At 43.7% G+C, this 21,080-nt stretch carries 16 protein-coding genes and 1 rRNA gene; 9 read left to right on the forward strand and 8 right to left on the reverse strand.

All coding sequences use genetic code 11. The features are described from left to right. Nucleotides 1–279: 279 nt before the first annotated feature. The 7 genes from rsmG to rpmH form a co-directional block, all read right to left on the reverse strand. Nucleotides 280–1,005 (reverse strand): 16S rRNA (guanine(527)-N(7))-methyltransferase RsmG, encoded by a 726-nt coding sequence (gene rsmG, locus NSS82_RS00240; RefSeq protein ID WP_076218353.1) that lies wholly within the window; start codon nucleotides 1,003–1,005, stop codon nucleotides 280–282. 3 nt (nucleotides 1,006–1,008) lie between these two features. Continuing rightward, nucleotides 1,009–2,895 (reverse strand): tRNA uridine-5-carboxymethylaminomethyl(34) synthesis enzyme MnmG, encoded by a 1,887-nt coding sequence (gene mnmG, locus NSS82_RS00245; protein ID WP_036677754.1) that lies wholly within the window; start codon nucleotides 2,893–2,895, stop codon nucleotides 1,009–1,011. A gap of 39 nt (nucleotides 2,896–2,934) precedes the next feature. Then, a complete protein-coding gene (mnmE, locus tag NSS82_RS00250) occupies nucleotides 2,935–4,311 on the reverse strand; it encodes a tRNA uridine-5-carboxymethylaminomethyl(34) synthesis GTPase MnmE (protein ID WP_076132924.1) in 1,377 nt (458 codons plus the stop codon). 109 nt (nucleotides 4,312–4,420) lie between these two features. Continuing rightward, nucleotides 4,421–5,155 (reverse strand): RNA-binding cell elongation regulator Jag/EloR, encoded by a 735-nt coding sequence (gene jag / locus NSS82_RS00255; protein WP_036677749.1) that lies wholly within the window; start codon nucleotides 5,153–5,155, stop codon nucleotides 4,421–4,423. After that, nucleotides 5,152–6,021, reverse strand: coding sequence for a YidC/Oxa1 family membrane protein insertase (locus NSS82_RS00260; protein WP_036677747.1), 870 nt, complete (start codon nucleotides 6,019–6,021; stop codon nucleotides 5,152–5,154). The genes jag and NSS82_RS00260 overlap by 4 nt, the downstream gene beginning before the upstream one ends. A gap of 86 nt (nucleotides 6,022–6,107) precedes the next feature. Then, nucleotides 6,108–6,458: a ribonuclease P protein component gene (rnpA, locus tag NSS82_RS00265; RefSeq protein WP_036677842.1), complete on the reverse strand. Its 351-nt coding sequence runs from the start codon at nucleotides 6,456–6,458 to the stop codon at nucleotides 6,108–6,110. Between the two features lie 289 nt (nucleotides 6,459–6,747). Next, nucleotides 6,748–6,882, reverse strand: a complete 135-nt coding sequence (rpmH, locus tag NSS82_RS00270) for a 50S ribosomal protein L34 (RefSeq protein WP_036677745.1) — start codon at nucleotides 6,880–6,882, stop codon at nucleotides 6,748–6,750. Between the two features lie 675 nt (nucleotides 6,883–7,557). On the opposite strand from rpmH, the gene dnaA reads away from it, so the two are divergent. From dnaA to gyrB, 6 genes are all read left to right on the forward strand, one after another. Beyond that, on the forward strand, nucleotides 7,558–8,904 hold the full coding sequence (dnaA, locus tag NSS82_RS00275) for a chromosomal replication initiator protein DnaA (RefSeq protein WP_036677741.1): 1,347 nt from the start codon (nucleotides 7,558–7,560) through the stop codon (nucleotides 8,902–8,904). Nucleotides 8,905–9,101: 197 nt separating this feature from the next. Then, the gene (gene dnaN / locus NSS82_RS00280) at nucleotides 9,102–10,244 is read left to right on the forward strand and encodes a DNA polymerase III subunit beta (RefSeq protein WP_036677739.1); all 1,143 of its coding nucleotides are present in this window, start codon (nucleotides 9,102–9,104) and stop codon (nucleotides 10,242–10,244) included. A gap of 48 nt (nucleotides 10,245–10,292) precedes the next feature. After that, nucleotides 10,293–10,520, forward strand: coding sequence for a S4 domain-containing protein YaaA (yaaA, locus tag NSS82_RS00285; protein WP_036677736.1), 228 nt, complete (start codon nucleotides 10,293–10,295; stop codon nucleotides 10,518–10,520). A gap of 23 nt (nucleotides 10,521–10,543) precedes the next feature. Continuing rightward, nucleotides 10,544–11,662, forward strand: a complete 1,119-nt coding sequence (gene recF / locus NSS82_RS00290; RefSeq protein ID WP_036677733.1) for a DNA replication/repair protein RecF — start codon at nucleotides 10,544–10,546, stop codon at nucleotides 11,660–11,662. A 17-nt stretch (nucleotides 11,663–11,679) separates the two neighbouring features. After that, a complete protein-coding gene (gene remB, locus NSS82_RS00295) occupies nucleotides 11,680–11,928 on the forward strand; it encodes an extracellular matrix regulator RemB (RefSeq protein WP_036677731.1) in 249 nt (82 codons plus the stop codon). A 47-nt stretch (nucleotides 11,929–11,975) separates the two neighbouring features. Continuing rightward, nucleotides 11,976–13,886 carry a DNA topoisomerase (ATP-hydrolyzing) subunit B gene (gene gyrB / locus NSS82_RS00300; protein ID WP_036677726.1) on the forward strand — a complete coding sequence of 637 codons (1,911 nt, stop codon included), beginning with the start codon at nucleotides 11,976–11,978 and terminating at the stop codon, nucleotides 13,884–13,886. A gap of 80 nt (nucleotides 13,887–13,966) precedes the next feature. Here gyrB and NSS82_RS00305 read toward each other — a convergent pair whose 3' ends face one another. After that, entirely contained in the window at nucleotides 13,967–14,842 is an 876-nt protein-coding gene (locus NSS82_RS00305; RefSeq protein WP_076273001.1) for a YheC/YheD family protein, read from the reverse strand. A gap of 356 nt (nucleotides 14,843–15,198) precedes the next feature. Between NSS82_RS00305 and gyrA the strand changes: the two genes are divergently transcribed. From gyrA to NSS82_RS00320, 3 genes are all read left to right on the forward strand, one after another. Further along, nucleotides 15,199–17,763: a DNA gyrase subunit A gene (gene gyrA, locus NSS82_RS00310; RefSeq protein WP_036677722.1), complete on the forward strand. Its 2,565-nt coding sequence runs from the start codon at nucleotides 15,199–15,201 to the stop codon at nucleotides 17,761–17,763. Nucleotides 17,764–18,019: 256 nt separating this feature from the next. Then, nucleotides 18,020–19,117 carry an HD-GYP domain-containing protein gene (locus NSS82_RS00315; RefSeq protein ID WP_038567989.1) on the forward strand — a complete coding sequence of 366 codons (1,098 nt, stop codon included), beginning with the start codon at nucleotides 18,020–18,022 and terminating at the stop codon, nucleotides 19,115–19,117. 380 nt (nucleotides 19,118–19,497) lie between these two features. After that, a 16S ribosomal RNA gene (locus NSS82_RS00320) occupies nucleotides 19,498–21,055 on the forward strand. The last annotated feature ends 25 nt before the right edge of the window (nucleotides 21,056–21,080 follow it).

Genomic DNA, 21,080 nt, shown 5'->3' on the forward strand with positions numbered 1-21,080 from the left:
TCTTTCGAACAAGAGTACAGAGAAGGAGTTATATACAAAATTAAAGTCTACTATGCTATTCTATCACTTTTCTCTACATAATCATATTCTCCGTAAAGACCTATTTTTCCTGCATTTTTACAGGTGCAACAACCAAATCAGCTTATAAATCTAATTTTTGTCTAATTTGATATTTATCGATTTTTGTTTTCATTATTTTCATAAAAAAGAGCATTCCCTTTGTTTAAAGAGAATGCTCCTAAAGGAACTTTGAGTAGCGGTAATGTTTCACGTGAAACATTATTTTATCAATGGCATTTTGGCAGGAATTCCCGCTTTTCTTGGATATTTAGCTGGTGTTGCTCCTGTCTTACGAATCATAACAATATGTCGATCCGACTCCTCCACGGGTAAGCTGAACGACTCCACTTTGCTGAGTTCAGCACGAAGCTCTTTTAAGCTGTACTTAGCTTCGCTTAATTCCTCTGAAGGATCGCTACCCTTCATTGCAGCAAACACCCCATCTTTGCGTGTGAAGGGGAGACAAAATTCATTCAATAAAGATAGTCTTGCTACCGCACGTGCTGTAACCAAATCATAGGCATCACGATGAGTGAACTTGCGCGCGACATCTTCTGCCCGCCCATGGATCAATTGTACATCAGTTAATCCCAATGTCGTACTTACATGCTGCAGAAATGAAATTCGTTTATTGAGCGAATCAACAATCGTTAGCTTCAAATGAGGAAAACATATTTTAAGTGGGATTCCTGGAAACCCAGCTCCTGAACCGATATCTGCGAGATTGGTGATCTCGTTAATATCAAGGAAAAAAGCTAATGAAATAGAATCATAGAAATGCTTCGTATATACCTGCTCTCGCTCAGTTATACCCGTCAGATTCATTTTTTCATTCCAGGTTACGAGTTCCTTATAATACAGATCAAATTGTGCTAACTGTTCTGCTGTAAGGGATATGCCCCGTTCCTGTAATAGTTGTGTGAATTGAACTTCCGTATTATCCATACCTTATCCTTTCGCCGCGGTTACCCGGTTGTAATGCTCAAGATATACAAGAAGAATGGAAATATCAGCAGGTGTAACTCCCGCAATCCGAGAAGCCTGCCCGATAGAGATCGGGTGAATCTTAGTCAGCTTCTGCCGCGCTTCCATCGCTAATCCATGGATTTCATTATAATTAATGTCATCTGGAATTTTCTTCTTCTCCATCTTTTGCAGGCGCTCCACATGTTGAAGTTGTTTTTCTATATATCCGGCATATTTAATTTGGATTTCTACTTGCTCCTTCATTTCTGCGTCCAGCATCTCTGGTGATGGTGATACTTGATCAACAAAACTATATACAAGCTCTGGGCGCCGCATCAGAACTAGCAAATTACTGCCATCTACAATAGGTGCCGATTCATATTGCGCTAGTACTTGATTTACATCAACAGGTTTAACCTTTGTTTCTTGCAGACGAACAATTTCACGCTCCACCCGTTCTTTCTTATCTGTGAAGTTATCAAAACGTTCCTGTGTGATCAAACCAATGTCGTAACCGATAGGTGTAAGTCTTAGATCTGCATTGTCATGGCGAAGCAACAAACGATATTCTGCACGTGAAGTAAGCAGACGGTAAGGTTCATTCGTTCCCTTAGTCACGAGATCATCAATGAGTACACCAATGTATCCCTGTGAACGATCTAGGATTACGGGTTCTTTGTCTTGCACTTTGCGTGCTGCATTAATTCCAGCCATAACCCCTTGGCCTGCTGCTTCCTCATAACCGGAAGTGCCATTGATTTGTCCAGCAGTGAACAGACCTGGAAGACGTTTAGTTTCAAGAGATGGCCATAGCTGTGTAGGAACCATTGCATCATATTCAATAGCATAGCCGTTACGCATCATCTCTACCTTTTCCATACCAGGGATGGAACGCAAGATAGCTAACTGTACATCCTCAGGAAGACTAGTGGACAGACCTTGTACATAGTATTCCGATGTATTTTTTCCCTCTGGCTCTAAAAAGATCTGATGCTTAGATTTATCACTAAATCTTACGACCTTATCTTCTATAGAAGGGCAATAACGTGGGCCAGTTCCTTCGATAATACCTGTGAACATTGGCGCACGATGAAGGTTGTCATTAATAATCTGATGAGTAACCTCAGAGGTATACGTTAACCAACAAGGAAGCTGTTCGTTATCGGATGATTTCGTTTCGAACGAAAAGAATTTCGGTTCATCGTCCCCTGGTTGAATTTCTGTCTTAGAGAAATCGATCGTGTCACGATGTACACGTGGTGGAGTACCTGTTTTAAAACGCACCAATTCAAACCCAAGCTCCCGCAAGTTCTCAGAAAGCTTCACGGATGGCTGTTGATTGTTAGGTCCACTTTCATATGTTAGCTCACCCATAATCACTTTACCACGCAGGTAAGTACCTGTTGTCAGGATAACAGTCTTACTATGGTATTCAGTGCCAGTCTTCGTAACTACACCTACACAACGTCCATCCTCAACGATTAAACGCTCAACCATCCCTTGACGAAGTGTCAAGTTAGGCGTTTTCTCCATAGTTTCCTTCATTGTATGTTGATAAAGGAATTTATCGGCCTGTGCACGTAAAGCATGTACTGCTGGTCCTTTACCTGTATTCAGCATACGCAGTTGAATGAATGTCTTATCTATATTGCGGCCCATTTCTCCGCCAAGCGCATCAATTTCACGCACTACATGTCCTTTGGCAGGTCCGCCTATGGACGGATTGCAGGGCATGAATGCAACCATATCCAGGTTAATTGTGATCATTAACGTACTGCAACCCATCCGGGCTGCAGCCAGTGCTGCTTCACAGCCAGCATGACCAGCGCCAATGACGATAACGTCATAGTTGCCTCCATCATAACTCATGTCCTGTTTCCCCCTTGAAATTATATTAAATCGTGAATCTTATTTTCCTAAACAAAATTGTGAGAATATTTGGTCTAACAAAGAGTCAGCTGCAGTATCGCCAATTATTTCCCCAAGCTGTTCCCATGCGAGTCGTACATCGATTTGAATCATATCAATCGGTATATACTGTTCTGCAGCATCGTATGCGTCTTGAAGTGATTTATAGGCTTTTTTGAGCAGGGCTATATGTCTCACATTACTCACATATGTCAAGTCACCCGATTCCAGCTTTCCACCAAAAAAGAGTGTCGAAATGGCATCTTCAAGTTTGTCTAGACCTTCCTCTTCCAGAACGGACATCGGTACAATGTTTGACTCCTCAAAAAACGAGAGCAACTTATCCTTATCCAGTTTGGACGGTAAGTCCATTTTATTCATGATTACTAGGCACTGTCTACCGTGGATTTGTTCCATCAATGCCAATTCATCCTCATGCAGCTCTTCATTAGCATTCAGCACAAGTAGAATCAGGTCGGCGTCACTAACTGCCGCTTTGGAGCGCTCCACCCCAATTTTCTCAACAACATCCATCGTTTCACGAATTCCCGCTGTATCGAGCAGCTTAAGCGGTATATTGTTTATCGTTATAAATTCTTCTATTACATCACGTGTTGTTCCCGGAATATCTGTTACAATCGCTTTATTCTCACGCGCTAATGCGTTCAGCAATGATGATTTACCAACGTTCGGACGTCCGACAATAGCTGTCGTAATCCCTTCACGAAGTATTTTTCCTTCATTAGATGTCTTAAGCAGCTTTGTTATTCCCTCCATAACCTCACTGCTTTTATCTTTAATAAATTCAGCTGTCATGGATTCTACATCATGTTCTGGATAATCTATATTCACTTCAATATGAGCCAGCATTTCAATAAGTGTATGGCGTAAAGCATGAATTCGATCCGATAAGGATCCGCTAACCTGTTTTAAAGCTACAGAAAAAGCCCGGTCAGACTTAGAGCGAATCAAATCAATAACAGCCTCAGCCTGCGATAAATCGATACGTCCGCCCAAGAAAGCACGCTTGGTGAACTCCCCCGGCTCGGCTAACCTTATCTCCTGCTGCAGAAGTAAATCCATCACTCTTCTTACAGAAATTACACCGCCATGAGCACTGATCTCTACTACATCCTCTGTCGTAAAAGAACGTGGTCCTTTCATAACGGTTACCAACACTTCTTCCATCTTCTCTCCGTCATCAGGACTTACGATATGTCCGTAATGAACGGTATGTGATTCCGCTTCAGTTAATGGAATTCGACTACGAAATAATGGTGCCACTTGGGAAATAGCCTGTGGGCCACTTACCCGAATAATAGCAATTCCTCCCTCGCCTAATGCCGTCGATACGGCAGCAATGGTGTCACTAAGCATGCTGTTTTTCACCCCAAAACTTATATTTTTTGAATAGAAACGTTCTTTTATTTTTAAAAAAACAATGACTCCTTACATTGGTCAAGGAGTCATTGCATCCATATAGTCTTTACTTCAAGGTTATAACGACGCGGCGATTTGGCTCTTCGCCTTTGCTGAGGGTACTCACTTGCCGGTGATCCTGTAACCTGGAGTGGATAATCTTGCGCTCCTGAGGAGACATTGGCTCCAATACAACCTCTTTACGAGTGCGAATTACACGTCCGGCTAAACGATCAGCCAGCTCTTCTAGCGTTTTTTTACGGCGCTCACGGAAGTTCTCTGCATCTAACACAAGCCGTATAAAACTGTCGGAATAACGGTTAGCTACAATATTAGCCAAATACTGTAGAGCATCGAGAGTTTGTCCTCTTCTGCCAATTAACAGTCCCAAATCTGGACCGGAAATTTGCAGAATCGTGGATTCCTTGGTGTGGACGATTTCTACCTCCACTTCGAGCCCCATGCTCTTAGCGACATCCACAATGAAATGAACGGCTTCTTGGTAAGCTTCCTCCACCGGTTGTCCGGAATCTTGGCGTGGCACACCGCCGATGGCCTCCTGTTTGCTCTCTCTTGCTGACTGTTGAGGCAGTGACGGAGCACTCGCCGCTGATGCCGGTGCGGCTTCGGCTATCAAGGTTAGTTCAACCTTGGCACCTTTCGCACCGATCAATCCCAGGAATCCTCTTGATGGCTGCTCAAGTACGTTGACCGTTACCCGGTCCTTTTGAACTCCAAGCTGGGTTAGTCCCCGTTCTACAGCTTCTTCAATGGTTTTCCCTGTTGCGACGACTTTGCTCATTTTGACTTTTTGGCTCCCTTCGATGACTTGTTGCCGCCTTTGCTCTTCGGAGCAGGACTGGAGTCATCTGTACTTTTTACAGCACTTGCGATTGCCAATTTGTGTTTATCGTTGTTGCGGTATAAGAAGTAGTTCTGAATAATAGTGTAAAGGTTACTGTACACCCAGTATAGTGGCAAGGCTGCAGGGAAGTTGTACGACATAACGAAGATCAGAACTGGATAGATCATCATCATGAACTGCATTGGCCCTTGTTGTTGCACTGGATTCATTTTGGTCATCATTCTAGTTTGAATAAATGTTGTTAATGCTGCTAGCACTGGCAAGATAAACAGATGATCGGGTTTACCTAGCTCCAGCCACAAGAAGGTATGCTCCCGTAGATGTGGATTATAGTAGATCGAGTTGTAGAGAGCGATAAAGATAGGCATTTGTACGATCAGCGGTAAACAACCCGCCATTGGGTTAACCTTATTTTCTTGGAACAAACGCATTGTTTCTTGCTGCACCTTTTCAGGTGTGTCTTTATATTTTTTCTGGATCTTTTGGAGTTCCGGTTGAATGGCTTGCATTGCACGCGAGCTCTTCACCTGTTTAATAGTAAGCGGAAGAATCAACGTGCGGACAATAATAACCATCACAAGTACGGCTAAACCATATTCTCCGTTAAACCAATCTGCAAACTTGTCCAAGGCAATGGCGAAATAATACACTACATTACTTTGCCAGAAGCCTCCATTCTTCAAATCCTCCGTAGTGTGCGTGACAGCAGTCGACGGAGCGCATCCCGACAGAACAGCTAACGACAACACCATTACCGTGATGAGGAGAAACCATTTTCCTCGTCTAGTCTTCATTAGAGACACTTCAAAACCCCTCTCTTAAACATTCCATTCCACCGTAAATCATACCATAATTATGAATACAAATAAACAAGCCTCTTAAGCACCCTTTATTTGCGGGAAGCCTTGAGTAGCTTGGCTTTACGAAGCACATGCAGCACACTTTTTTCGAGCTCTGCATACTCCATGGAAAGCGCTCCTTTTCTTACGATAAACACCATGTCTAAGCCACCTGCAATCTCAGGTTCATGGTGACGGACGATTTCCTTAACTAATCTTCTCATACGGTTACGGACAACCGCGTTTCCGACCTTTTTGCTAACAGACACACCTACTCTAAATCGCTCTACCTCTTTTTTGCCAAACCAATACACTACAAATTGATGATTCGCAAATGACTTCCCATGGCGGTATACACGACTGAAGTCGGCACGGTTTCGTAAACGTAACTTTTTGTGCACGGGAATCTCCTTCATAAAAATCCGGTTTAAGTGTCCCTCCGAATTTTTTCTTCTAATAGTATAGGCATTTGCAAGCAGCCATAAACGACCACATTTGCTGTGCTGAAATTAAGCTTCTATATATAGTAGGAAAAATAATTTCAACTTCTCACAAAATATTTCTCAATATACGTTAAATAGCCCCGCAAAGTGTAGCTAGCGCATTAAGCGAGATCCTAGACTTTTGCAGAGCAATAATAATAAAAAGCAGTAAAAAAAGACCACCGCAGTGGTCCCTTAGTGGCCTAACTTACGCACTCAAAACTTTTCTGCCTTTCAAGCGGCGAGCTGCCAGCACTTTACGGCCGTTTTTCGTGCTCATTCTTTTACGGAAACCGTGAACCTTACTACGTTTGCTCACATTTGGTCTAAATGTCGGTCTCATAATTGCACCTCCCTTACAGGAACTTAATTACTGTCATATAAGCAGAAACGGACTAAGCCGTCCTTATAGTAGGGACAGTATCTACAAGAATCATCATTTTTATATATCGAGACATATCCTTACAGAAAACACCTTTATATATTTAAACATATTTTATGAGCAAAAGTCAACCTAGTAACCGGCTTGTTCCTCCCCCTCAAGCTCAGGTGTTTATCCACAGCTCTCCCCAGAAAAAAAGTAATCCACAAGATATGACAGTTATCCACCTGTGCTTAAAAAATAAAGTCGACTACTCACAGTTGAGCACAACCTGTGTATAAAATTATCGAACCTTTGGCGTAAAGTGTCGAACCGTAAACAAATTATCAACAATATGTAGTGGTGTTCCTAATAATTGTACACAAGTGCTTGAATTTGTGGATAAAATAGCCCTGCTCATTGAAAAATAAGGGGCGTTTTGCTATGATGGTATTACTTTTGAATGTGAATAGATTTGTTTGTTCTCTTAATTATCAACAAGCTGTGGATAAAGTTGTGAACAAATCAAATTTATCCATATTTTTTTGTCTCTTCATATTGCCTACTGGGGATAAATATCAGCACCAACCTATTTTCTTCGACATTTCCACTTCATGGCTGATGCCACATTTGGAAGATTTAAAGGAGTGACAGTCTGTGGACAGCCATACTTCCGAATTATGGCAGCAAATTTTATCGATTATTCAAACCAAATTAAGCAAGCCGAGCTTTGATACCTGGTTTAAGGCTACTAAAGCGATAACCTTCAACTCCCAGGTTCTCATTATCTCGGCACCTACAACGTTTGCTGTAGAATGGCTGGAAAGTCGTTACACCAAACTGGTAGGAGCAACCGTCTACGAAGTCACAGGGAAACAAGTGGATGTAAAATTCGTGATTGAAGAAAGCAAGCCGCCTGAGCTTGTGGTTCAGCAATCCGCTCCGACTCCCGTAGTATCAAGAGAAGAAGCACAAACGCATCTGCTTAATCCAAAGTACACTTTTGACACCTTTGTAATCGGCTCTGGGAACCGCTTTGCGCATGCAGCCTCACTGGCAGTGGCCGAAGCACCAGCCAAAGCATACAATCCCTTGTTTTTATACGGTGGTGTAGGTCTGGGCAAAACCCATTTGATGCACGCAATTGGGCACTATGTCCTGGAACATAACCCAAATAACAAGGTAATTTACATCTCGTCTGAGAAATTCACGAATGAATTTATCAATTCGATCCGTGATAACCGCGGTGAAAGCTTCCGTAACAAGTATCGTAATGTTGACATTTTGCTTATCGACGACATTCAATTCCTCGCTGGAAAAGAGTCTACACAGGAGGAGTTTTTCCATACTTTCAATGCGCTCCACGAAGAACGCAAGCAAATTATCATCTCCAGCGACCGACCACCAAAGGAAATTCCCACACTGGAAGAACGGCTGCGTTCCCGGTTCGAATGGGGCTTGATTACGGATATTCAACCACCAGATCTGGAGACCCGGATTGCGATTTTACGCAAAAAGGCTAAGGCAGAGAACCTTGATATCCCTAATGAGGCCATGATGTATATTGCCAACCAGATTGACACCAATATTCGTGAGCTTGAGGGTGCATTAATCCGGGTAGTTGCTTATTCTTCGCTTACCAACCAGGATGTAACCACTCATTTGGCAGCTGAAGCGCTCAAGGATATTATTCCTTCCAGTCGTCCCAAGATGATCACCATCGCTGATATTCAGCAAAAAGTCGGAGAATACTACAATTTGCGCCTTGAAGACTTCAAAGCACGCAAAAGAACCAAAGCCGTAGCGTTTCCACGTCAAATCGCAATGTATCTATCCCGTGAACTAACGGATTATTCACTGCCTAAGATTGGTGAGGCTTTCGGAGGACGTGACCATACGACCGTAATTCATGCGCACGATAAAATTACACAGGCATTAAAGGTCGATCAGGAGTTGTACAAAGTGGTAAATAATCTTGCGGAGAAAATTAAAAATCCTTCCTAAGAGGAACAAAGAGCCTATACACAATCTATACACATGTGGGTAGGCTTAATTTTATGCTGTTTGGTGGGGTTATCCACATATTCGTCGCCCCTACTACTAATACTATTAAATAACTATAATAATTCATCATGTAAAGACGCGTAATTAACAGACTCAAATCCATCGAAATTCCCAATTTTTCAGCTAGGAGTGAAATCATGAAAATAAGCATTCTTAAAAATGAGCTCAACGAATCCATTCAACACGTATCCAAAGCTATATCCAGCAGAACAACAATCCCTATTTTGACCGGTATTAAACTGGAAGTTAGCCATCAAGGCGTCACATTAACTGCGAGTGATACCGATATTTCTATTCAATCGTTTATTCCAGCAGAGAATGACAGCCACACCATCGTGAAGATAGATCAGCCAGGAAGTGTTGTTCTTCCCGCTAAATTTTTCGTCGAGATTATTAAGAAGCTGCCCTCCAAAGAAATCCACATGGAAGTAAAAGAAGGATTCCAAACGTACATTTCTTCCGGATCCACTGAGATTCAGATGGTAGGTTTAGACCCTGAAGAATTCCCAGTGTTGCCGAGCATTGAAGAGAATGACACGATCTCTCTACCAGGTGATTTGCTGAAAAATATGATTAAACAAACAGCCTTTTCTATTTCTACCCAAGAGACAACTCCGATATTAACGGGTATACTATGGAATCTGAGCGACAATGAGTTTAAGTTTACAGCGACTGACCGTCACCGCTTGGCAACAAGAGCTGCTAAACTTGAAGGCACGGAAAATGTCAATTTCGGAAATATTGTTATTGCCGGTAAAACCCTTAATGAGCTCAGCAAAATTATCCCTGACCAAAATATGCTGGTTGATATTGTCGTTGCGGATAATCAAGTTCTCTTCAAAATCGACAAAGTACTGTTTTATTCACGGATCCTTGATGGGATTTATCCTGATACTTCTAGAATTATTCCAACAACCTACAAAACAGAACTAACTTTAGATACAAAAAAATTAAGCGAATCGATTGATCGTGCTTATTTGCTGTCCCGGGAAGAAAAAACAAATATTGTTCGTATGCAGACGCTTGATCAAGGCGGTATTGAAATTTCTTCAAGCTCATCAGAGCTGGGTAAGGTTCGCGAGGAACTTGAAGTCATTGATTTCAAAGGTGAACCTCTCAAAATATCTTTCAACTCGAAATATATGCTAGATGTATTAAAGGTCATAGAGAGTGAGCAGCTCGTTATTGCATTTACAGGGATGATGAGTCCAATCATTTTGAAACCACTTGACCAAACCAATAGCTTGTATATCATTTTGCCTTACCGTACAACAAATTAATGCCAACATTCATGAACATGTGGATAAGTGGCTGAAAGGATAAAAACCATGAAAAAAATACTTATCCACAGTGGATACATTAAGCTGGACCAATTTCTGAAACTCGCAGATTGTGTATCCACAGGTGGAATGGCCAAAGCTTTATTGCAGGAAGGTCACGTACTGGTCAACGGAGAGGTAGAGGAACGGCGCGGAAGAAAACTTTATCCGGGTGACAAAATCGAAGTGCAGGATAACGGGACCTTTGAGGTTGAAGGCGGAGGAGTAAAAGAGTAGTACGCTAGGGGAGGAACCATTTCGTGTTTGTTAAAAATATCGGTCTGCAGCATTATCGGAATTACGGGCTGCTGCGTCTGGAGAGCCTGGGCGATGTGAATCTGATTCTGGGTCAGAACGCCCAAGGCAAAACAAACCTCATGGAGGCATTGTTCGTCCTGGCGATGACCAAAAGCCACCGTACCTCTAAGGACCGCGAACTTATCTCCTTCGATGCCCCCGGAGATGCAGCTCAGATCGTTGCCGAGGTAGAACGAAAGTATGGCGATCTCAAGCTGGAGCTCACCCTGTCTGCCAAAGGTAAAAAAGCCAAGATCAATGGCTTGGAGCAGCGGCGCCTTAGTGAGTTTGTTGGATCTCTGAATGTGGTCATGTTTGCACCGGAAGATTTAGAGATTGTAAAAGGGACCCCTGGTATCAGACGACGTTTTCTTGATATGGAGATCGGCCAAGTCCAGCCTAGTTATCTATTTCACCTACAGCAGTATCAAAAAATTCTCTTGCAAAGAGGTAATCTCTTAAAGCAATTATGGGGAAAAGAGGCTGCAGGGAAAGAGCTTCTGGAAATCTGGGATGCTCAACTTGTAGAGCATGGTGTTAAAATCGTCAAAAAAAGGAAACAATTCATAAAGAAGCTGCAAATATGGGCTGAAAGCATTCACCGGGGGATTACGAACGGCGGAGAAGAACTGAAATTGCTCTATGTCCCCTCTTTCGGCGATCGGGATGAGGAAGATGAAGCTGTCTTATTAGACAATTTTATGTTAAAGTTATCACAAACGAGAGAACAAGAAATCAGGCGCGGCATGACGCTGACGGGTCCCCATCGGGATGACCTGTCCTTTTTTATCAACGGAAGGGAAGCTCAGGTCTACGGTTCTCAAGGACAGCAGCGTACCACGGCTTTATCGCTTAAGCTGGCGGAAATCGAGCTGATCCATGAAGAAATCGGAGAATATCCTGTGCTGCTTCTTGATGATGTTTTATCCGAGCTTGATCCTTACCGCCAGACCCAGCTTATTGAAACCTTTCAAAGCAAGGTACAGACATTCATTACCGCTACCGGAATTGAGGGTCTGAATGCCGATAAATTAAAGGGCGCCAGCCTATTTCATGTTCATGATGGAAAAGTTGAGTTATAAAAGAGCGGAGGACGATCATGTATATTCATTTGGGCGGGGAGAAGATCATTAGGTCTTCGGAGTTAATTGCTATATTTGATATTTCGATTGAGAAATCTTCCAAGGTATCTAAGCAATTCGTTATTCACTCTGAGCAGGATAAGAAGCTTGAGCGGATTGGCGAAGAGGAAGCAAAATCTATTGTCGTAACTAAAAATATCGTGTATTACTCCCCCATTTCCTCCTCCACTCTTAAAAAAAGAGCCAAAATTTTGCTCGAAATATAACTTGCATTTGGTAACAAAGAGATAATCAGAAAGAAGTAGGTGAAGGCATGTCAATGAATCAACCGACATATGATGAGAGCCAGATTCAGGTACTGGAAGGGCTGGAAGCGGTTCGGAAACGTCCGGGCATGTATATTGGTTCGACTAGTTCTAAAGGTCTCCATCACTTGGTATGGGAGGTCGTCGATAATAGTATCGATGAGGCACTCGCAGGTTATTGTGACCGGATTCAAGTGATTATACATGAGGATAACGCGATCACTGTTATCGATAATGGACGTGGCATACCTGTAGGTGAGAATGTAAAGCTTAAGAAGTCGACGCTTGAAGTCGTAATGACCGTGCTGCATGCAGGCGGTAAATTCGGCGGTGGCGGATATAAAGTTTCCGGTGGTTTGCATGGTGTGGGTATCTCTGTAGTAAATGCCTTGTCTGAAAAGGTCCTTGTTAAGGTCAAACGTGACGGTCATATCTACCAACAGGAATATAGACGCGGTGCACCGCAGTATGATATCAAAATTGTTGGCGATTCAGATGAGACAGGAACGACTACAACCTTTCATCCGGATCCTGAAATATTTACGGAAACCACAGTTTTTGAATATTCGACACTGCTTACTCGTATTCGGGAGCTAGCTTTTCTTAACAAAGGAATCGAGCTTTCGCTTCATGATGAGCGGACGGATGTCACCAACGTGTTCAAATACGAGGGTGGTATCGTTGAATATGTGAAATATTTGAATGAGAAAAAAGAAGCACTACATGAGGATCCGATCTACGTGGAAGGCTCACGCGATATGATCCAAGTTGAAGTGGCTCTCCAATATAACGATTCGTATACTGAGAACATCTACTCTTTTGCGAATAATATTAATACGCATGAGGGCGGAACGCATGAATCCGGCTTTAAAAGTGCGCTGACCCGTATCATCAACGATTATGCTCGTAAAGCGGGAGTACTGAAGGATAGCAATTCGAATCTGACTGGTGATGACGTGCGTGAAGGATTGACAGCCATTATTTCTGTCAAAATTCCAGATCCACAATTCGAAGGTCAAACGAAAACTAAGCTCGGAAATAGTGAAGTGCGGGGTATCGTAGAATCACTGTTCGGAGAAAAATTACAAGAGTTCCTGGAAGAAAACCCAGCAGTATCACGTCGCGTTCTTGAGAAATCACTTTCCGCTTCACGCGCACGAGAAGCTGCCCGTAAGGCACGTGAGTTAACCCGTCGGAAGAGTGCGCTTGAAGTCAGTGCTCTGCCTGGTAAACTCGCCGACTGTTCATCCAAGGATGCCTCGATCAGCGAACTATACATCGTCGAAGGTGACTCAGCGGGTGGATCGGCTAAGCAAGGCCGGGATCGCCATTTCCAAGCGATTCTACCGTTGCGTGGTAAGATCCTAAACGTTGAAAAAGCTCGGCTTGACCGTATTTTATCTAACGCCGAGATTCGCGCCATCATTACGGCTTTGGGCACAGGGATCAGCGATGACTTTGACTTATCGAAGGCTCGCTACCATAAAGTCGTTATTATGACCGATGCCGACGTCGATGGAGCCCATATTAGAACGCTATTACTAACGTTCTTCTATCGTTACATGCGGAAGCTAGTAGACGCGGGTTATATCTATATTGCACAGCCTCCTCTCTTTAAGATTGAGCGCAATAAGGTTATCCGCTACGCAGGCAGCGAGAAGGAACGCGATGATATTATCGCTTCTTTTGGAGAAAATGCTAAGGTTAACGTCCAACGTTACAAAGGTTTGGGAGAGATGAATGCAACCCAACTTTGGGACACAACGATGGACCCTGAGACCCGTATGATGCTCCAGGTTACGATTGAAGATGCGATGCTGGCAGATAGTATTTTTGATACACTTATGGGTGACAATGTTGAACCAAGACGTGACTTTATCCATGAGCATGCCAAGAACGTTAGATACCTTGATGTGTAAGAACAATATTTAATACAACCTCCGGCTTCTATTCCTAACGGAATGAGAACGCTGGAGGTTCTTTGATTTCAAGCTTCTTTTTAGGCTCTTGTAGATTGTTTATTGCGGGTCGAATAAGGGGATTTTCTTGCTTTTACACGTCCATAGGCTACGGCATAGCGATGTATTTTACGATAGATTGATTTATCAGGAAATAATTTGAATACAGCAATGGACGGAAGAGTGTTGACTTCCAGCAGCCACATATCCAGATGTTGATCCATGGCAATATCCAGACCAATCTCTTTGATTCCTGGATAGGCAGATTGAAGCTGTGTCGCGATTTGTATACCCAAAGCTTTTAGGTGATTGATCGTAACTAGGACTTCAGAGGGCGGCATATAATTTTTTAGTAGAGTACTTACGGAAAGGATACTGCCTCCACTGTGATAATTGGTGACGATTTTTTGAGGGGCAGCTACTCTTCCAAGCATTCCTGTTGTTTCCCATACTCCTGATGGAGTCTTTTGGGTAAGAACCCGAAGATCAAAAGGGCGGTCTTGATGACGCAGAAGGTCAATCCCTTTTTGAATCAAATAGGTTCGATTCTGAATTCGTTTCTGTAAGTTCTCATACAGCTCTTCTGGTGAGAAAAACACTTCCGCAGTCTTCCCATATCTTAAAATATACAAGATCTGTTCTTCGGGCTCTTCTTTATTAACGTTATCGATGTCGGTACCGTGTTCAGCTTTCTGTTTGCTAGTGCTAAGAGTTACAGTACGCTGCTCAGCTCTCATTACACCGATACCATAACTTCCCCGATCAGGCTTAATATAGACCATTGTATATAACGCAAGCATTTCCTTAAGAGCATTGACATCGAATTTACGGGTATCAGGCACATATTGCAATAGAGAGTGATTTTGAAGGATGACTTTCGTTTTAGCCCATTTGCTTGGGACGCGTTGAATCTTCATTATCTTCCTCCTTATGAGTTTTGTGCAGGAATAGGTCCTTTGGGTTCCTTGTTGTAAAAAATGCAGTGGCAGCATAATCTTTGACAGCTGAAAATCAGGACAAGCTACCTAAACAATGGTATAATATAAGGATATGGGGTTATGCCTTATCGAACGATATTAGGATAATAAAACCGTGTTTCTTGTCTTTACAGTCTATGTAGTAAAGATATTTGCGGAAAGGGCAAATACCCTGATAAGCGCAAAAAGAAATCAATATTAGAAGATAAAAGGCTATCATGTTTAATTGTGCTACTTTTGTGAAAGTAATATAATTAAGGGTAGCGGTTTTTTAACTGAAGGAGGTCCAGCAACTCATGGCTGAACAAAATAACCCACAAGTCAAAGATCGGGACATTGGCGTGGAAATGCGTGAATCCTTTATGGATTACGCAATGAGCATCATTGTTAGCCGGGCTTTGCCAGATGTGCGGGACGGACTCAAGCCGGTTCACCGACGCATTTTGTTTGCGATGTCGGAGCTTGGAATGTCTGCGGATAAGCCTCATAAGAAATCTGCAAGAATCGTTGGTGAGGTTATCGGTAAGTACCACCCTCACGGTGACTCAGCTGTCTATGAAACAATGGTACGGATGGCTCAGGATTTCTCGATGCGCTATATGCTTGTAGACGGTCACGGGAACTTTGGTTCGATTGATGGTGATATGGCCGCGGCGATGCGGTACACAGAAGCCCGTCTTTCCAAGATTGCAGGCGAAATGCTTCGTGATTTGAACAAAGAGACAGTTGACTTCGCACCCAACTATGATGGTGAAGAGAATGAGCCGGTTGTATTGCCAGCCCGTTATCCGAATCTGCTCGTAAATGGGGTATCTGGTATTGCTGTAGGTATGGCTACTAATATTCCACCGCATAACCTTGGTGAAGTTATCGATGGTGTGCAGGCGATGATTAAGAATCCTGATATCACGCCAATGGAATTGATGGAGTTTATCCAAGGTCCGGATTTCCCTACGGCTGGATATATTTTGGGTCGTGAGGGCATTCGTCAGGCTTATCGTACGGGGCGTGGTTCAGTAACCATGCGTGCGAAGGCAACGATCGAAGAGAACAACGGCAAGGCTCGCATCATTGTGCATGAGCTTCCATATCAGGTTAACAAAGCAAGATTGGTTGAGAAAATCGCAGAATTAGTACGTGAGAAACGGATCGAAGGTATAACGGATCTTCGAGATGAGTCTGACCGTAACGGTATGCGTGTAGTTGTTGAGATGAGACGCGATGTTAATCCAAATGTAGTATTAAACAATCTATATAAACATACTTCTATGCAATCCACATTTGGGATCAACATGCTTGCCATCGTAAATAACGAGCCGAAAATTCTTAATCTGCGTGATGTGCTTTATCATTATTTGCAGCACCAGATTGAAGTTATTCGTCGTCGTACTATATTTGATCTTAAAAAAGCTGAAGCACGCGCTCATATCTTAGAAGGTTTGCGCATTGCGCTTGATCATCTGGATGAAGTGATTGCGTTAATCCGTGCTTCGCGGACAACTGATATAGCCCGCGAAGGATTAATGAGCACCTTTAGCCTCAGTTTAGAGCAGGCTCAGGCTATCCTCGATATGCGGATGCAACGTCTGACCGGTCTGGAACGGGAAAAGATCGAGAATGAATATAACGAATTGATCGTTAAAATTGCAGAGTACCGTGAAATTCTGGCTAACGAGCATCTTGTACTGGAAATCATCAGCAACGAGCTGCAGGATATCCGTGATAGATATTCTGATGAACGCCGGACAGAGATTACGGTTGGTGAAGAAAGTATCCTGGATGAAGACCTTATTCCACGTGAAGAGGTTGTTATCACTATTACACATACAGGATATATCAAACGTCTACCTGTCAGCACCTACCGCAGTCAGAAGCGCGGAGGTCGCGGAGTCATGGGGATGGACACCAAGGACCAGGATTTTGTGGAGCATCTCTTCGTGAGTAACTCTCATAACTATCTGATGTTCTTTACCGATAAGGGTAAAGTTTACCGGATTAAAGCTTATGAGATCCCAGAATTGGGCCGTACAGCCCGGGGGACACCAATCATCAACCTGATTCAAATCGAACAAGGTGAGAAGATTAGTGCGGTAATCCAAGTGGAAGATGGCGATAGCGACAAATATTTATTCTTTGCTACCCGCGAGGGTATCGTGAAGAAGACGCCTCTTGGGGATTATAACAACATCCGTAAAGGCGGTCTTATTGCTATTAATCTTCGTGAAGAAGATTCCCTGATCGAGGTTAAGCTGACTGATGGACAGCAAAATCTCATTATCGGTACAGCTCGCGGAATGTCGATTACGTTCTCAGAGAATGATGTGCGTTCTATGGGACGTAGCGCGACTGGCGTTAAGGGCATTACGCTTGACGGTAATGACCATGTCATTGGTATGGACTGTGTCGATAAAGAGCTTGAGGTTCTGATTGTTACTACCAAGGGTTATGGTAAACGGACACCAGCCGGTGATTATCGTTCCCAGACTCGTGGTGGTAAAGGGATCAAGACCATTAATCTCACAGATAAGAATGGTCCTGTAGTGGGTCTTAAGGTCGTTAAGAAGGATGAAGACTTAATGATCATTACGACTAGCGGTACCCTGATTCGTACCAGCATGGATGGAATCTCTACTATGGGCCGTTATGCTCAAGGGGTTAAGCTGATTAACATCCGCGAGGATGACGCAGTAGCTACCCTGTGTAGAGCTGACAAGAACGAAGAGGATGAATCTGAGGAAGTGGAAGGTCTGGAAGGCTTGGAAGGGCAAGAAGGCCTGGATGGGCAAGATACAGTCGAGGAATCTGGCGATATTGATCAGCCTGAGATTCTGACTGAGGACGAAGACACTGACTTAGAATAGGTTGAATTCAAAAAAGAGCAAGGGCTTCTATTCCAGAAGTTCTTGCTCTTTTTGCTGCTTTTTGAATGACCGATGCTTCATAAAATAAAATAAATATTTTGAAAGAATAGTTTTCACTGCACTAGTGTCTTCCATTTTTCCGTACTATAATTAGCCAATAGAATCCTATAAAGTACTAATTTCTCAGAAATTATCTGTCTTATCAATGTGAGGTAATGCTGGGTGTACGGCTTATAGAAATTAAGGGGCTGAGTATATGCCAAATATATTGGTTGGAGAAGTTAAAGCAGGCTCAAAGATAATAAAGGATGTAATTACACCTTTAGGGGGGACTTTATTCACTAAGGGAAAAATATTGCTCCCTCGTGATCTAGATATTTTACAGGCTTTTTTGATTGGGCAAGTGGAAATCGAAGGTGACCAAGGTGAGGCGAGTTCGGATGGAGCCAAAACAACAGCTAAGCAAGCTTCCCCTAAAGCTGGAGCCATTATCAACGAATCGATGTTGGCCAAGACTAATTCTCCTCTACATGATGAATACGATAAACTGCTCACTCTTATTAAGAACAGCTATCGATCGGTAACGGCAGCTTCACTTCCTATTTTTGAGCTGCGCAGTCAGTTAGAGACACTAATAGGTTATTTAAAGGATTATCATGTCTTGAAGTTTACACCGCGTACTTTAAAATATGAGGATTACAACTATCACAATGCTGTGTTGTCCGCGTTGACCTCCTATAAAATCGCTCAGTGGTGTGGGTACCCACAAAAGGATTGGATGCAGATTGCTTTTGCGGGATTATTACATGATATCGGCAATGCTAAAGTAGACAGCTCACTTTTACAGAAACCGGAGTCGCTTAACAATAGTGAAATAGAAGAGGTTCGCCGACACACTACATATGGTTATCAATTATTACGCAATGTTACAGCGATTAATGAAGGGGTAAGACTTGCCGCCTTGCAGCATCATGAGAAGGTTGATGGCTCTGGTTATCCATTGAAGCTGGATGGCAGTCAGATTCATTTCTACGCTAAAGTAGTCGCAGTAGCAGATATATTCCATGCTATGACCTTAGAAAGAGCCTACAGAAGAGCACAGTCTCCTTATTTGGTACTAGAGCAGATTCTGACAGAAAGCTTCGGTAAGCTTGACCCAGTGATTGTGCAGACGTTTATACAGAAGAGCACTGATCTCTTTAATGGCACTAGAATCAAATTAAGTGATGGCCGTCATGGGGAGATTATCTTCACTGATCGCGCAAACCCTACACGTCCGATGGTTAAAATTGAAGATACGATAGTTAACTTGATGTTGGAACGTGAATTGTATATTCAAGAGATCATTGCTTAGGGGGTAGTTACAAGGGAATAAGGCTGTGCTAGCCATTATATATCGCAGTATTGAGGCTTATGGCAGCACAGTCTCTCATTTATCTATTATATTTCAAAAAAAGACTTGCAATGCTTCTCTATACATGATATATTCTAAGTCCGGCCAAGAAATACACATGCCGAGCTCGAAAAAGAAGTTGAAAAAAGAGCTTGACATTAAATAGCCGAACATGATATAGTATAAGAGTTGCTGCTGAGACATTAAACGGCGCCAACGAGAACTTGATCTTTGAAAACTGAACAACGAGTGAGTAGGAAATCACGCAAGTGATATCCAAAATTAGAGAATTAATTTTCTCGTCAGATGTTTCAAAATGAGCATATCGCTCTTTTCAATACTAATTGGAGAGTTTGATCCTGGCTCAGGACGAACGCTGGCGGCGTGCCTAATACATGCAAGTCGAGCGGAGTCATTTTGAAAGCTTGCTTTCAAAATGACTTAGCGGCGGACGGGTGAGTAACACGTAGGCAACCTGCCCTTCAGACTGGGATAACTACCGGAAACGGTAGCTAATACCGGATAATTTCTTTTTTCTCCTGAGAGAAGAATGAAAGACGGAGCAATCTGTCACTGAGGGATGGGCCTGCGGCGCATTAGCTAGTTGGTGGGGTAACGGCCCACCAAGGCGACGATGCGTAGCCGACCTGAGAGGGTGAACGGCCACACTGGGACTGAGACACGGCCCAGACTCCTACGGGAGGCAGCAGTAGGGAATCTTCCGCAATGGGCGAAAGCCTGACGGAGCAACGCCGCGTGAGTGATGAAGGTTTTCGGATCGTAAAGCTCTGTTGCCAGGGAAGAACGTCCGGTAGAGTAACTGTTACCGGAGTGACGGTACCTGAGAAGAAAGCCCCGGCTAACTACGTGCCAGCAGCCGCGGTAATACGTAGGGGGCAAGCGTTGTCCGGAATTATTGGGCGTAAAGCGCGCGCAGGCGGCTATTTAAGTCTGGTGTTTAAACCTTGGGCTCAACCTGAGGTCGCACTGGAAACTGGGTGGCTTGAGTACAGAAGAGGAAAGTGGAATTCCACGTGTAGCGGTGAAATGCGTAGATATGTGGAGGAACACCAGTGGCGAAGGCGACTTTCTGGGCTGTAACTGACGCTGAGGCGCGAAAGCGTGGGGAGCAAACAGGATTAGATACCCTGGTAGTCCACGCCGTAAACGATGAGTGCTAGGTGTTAGGGGTTTCGATACCCTTGGTGCCGAAGTTAACACAGTAAGCACTCCGCCTGGGGAGTACGGTCGCAAGACTGAAACTCAAAGGAATTGACGGGGACCCGCACAAGCAGTGGAGTATGTGGTTTAATTCGAAGCAACGCGAAGAACCTTACCAGGTCTTGACATCCCTCTGAATCTGCTAGAGATAGCAGCGGCCTTCGGGACAGAGGAGACAGGTGGTGCATGGTTGTCGTCAGCTCGTGTCGTGAGATGTTGGGTTAAGTCCCGCAACGAGCGCAACCCTTAACTTTAGTTGCCAGCAGGTAATGCTGGGCACTCTAGAGTGACTGCCGGTGACAAACCGGAGGAAGGTGGGGATGACGTCAAATCATCATGCCCCTTATGACCTGGGCTACACACGTACTACAATGGCCGGTACAACGGGAAGCGAAGCCGCGAGGTGGAGCCAATCCCATCAAAGCCGGTCTCAGTTCGGATTGCAGGCTGCAACTCGCCTGCATGAAGTCGGAATTGCTAGTAATCGCGGATCAGCATGCCGCGGTGAATACGTTCCCGGGTCTTGTACACACCGCCCGTCACACCACGAGAGTTTACAACACCCGAAGTCGGTGGGGTAACCCGCAAGGGAGCCAGCCGCCGAAGGTGGGGTAGATGATTGGGGTGAAGTCGTAACAAGGTAGCCGTATCGGAAGGTGCGGCTGGATCACCTCCTTTCTATGGAGAATCGTCTTCTGCAATG

This window comes from Paenibacillus sp. FSL H7-0735, assembly GCF_038008505.1.
GTDB lineage: Bacteria > Bacillota > Bacilli > Paenibacillales > Paenibacillaceae > Paenibacillus_AQ > Paenibacillus_AQ odorifer.

Coding starts and splice junctions, on each gene's coding strand:
- NSS82_RS00305 (WP_076273001.1), bottom strand. CDS start 14,842: ATGAAGATTCAACGCGTCCCAAGCAAATGGGCTAAAACGAAAGTCATC.
- mnmE (WP_076132924.1), bottom strand. CDS start 4,311: ATGCTTAGTGACACCATTGCTGCCGTATCGACGGCATTAGGCGAGGGA.
- NSS82_RS00315 (WP_038567989.1), top strand. CDS start 18,020: ATGCCAAATATATTGGTTGGAGAAGTTAAAGCAGGCTCAAAGATAATA.
- jag (WP_036677749.1), bottom strand. CDS start 5,155: ATGAGCAAAGTCGTCGCAACAGGGAAAACCATTGAAGAAGCTGTAGAA.
- remB (WP_036677731.1), top strand. CDS start 11,680: ATGTATATTCATTTGGGCGGGGAGAAGATCATTAGGTCTTCGGAGTTA.
- gyrA (WP_036677722.1), top strand. CDS start 15,199: ATGGCTGAACAAAATAACCCACAAGTCAAAGATCGGGACATTGGCGTG.
- rsmG (WP_076218353.1), bottom strand. CDS start 1,005: ATGGATAATACGGAAGTTCAATTCACACAACTATTACAGGAACGGGGC.
- gyrB (WP_036677726.1), top strand. CDS start 11,976: ATGTCAATGAATCAACCGACATATGATGAGAGCCAGATTCAGGTACTG.
- yaaA (WP_036677736.1), top strand. CDS start 10,293: ATGAAAAAAATACTTATCCACAGTGGATACATTAAGCTGGACCAATTT.
- dnaN (WP_036677739.1), top strand. CDS start 9,102: ATGAAAATAAGCATTCTTAAAAATGAGCTCAACGAATCCATTCAACAC.
- mnmG (WP_036677754.1), bottom strand. CDS start 2,895: ATGAGTTATGATGGAGGCAACTATGACGTTATCGTCATTGGCGCTGGT.
- rpmH (WP_036677745.1), bottom strand. CDS start 6,882: ATGAGACCGACATTTAGACCAAATGTGAGCAAACGTAGTAAGGTTCAC.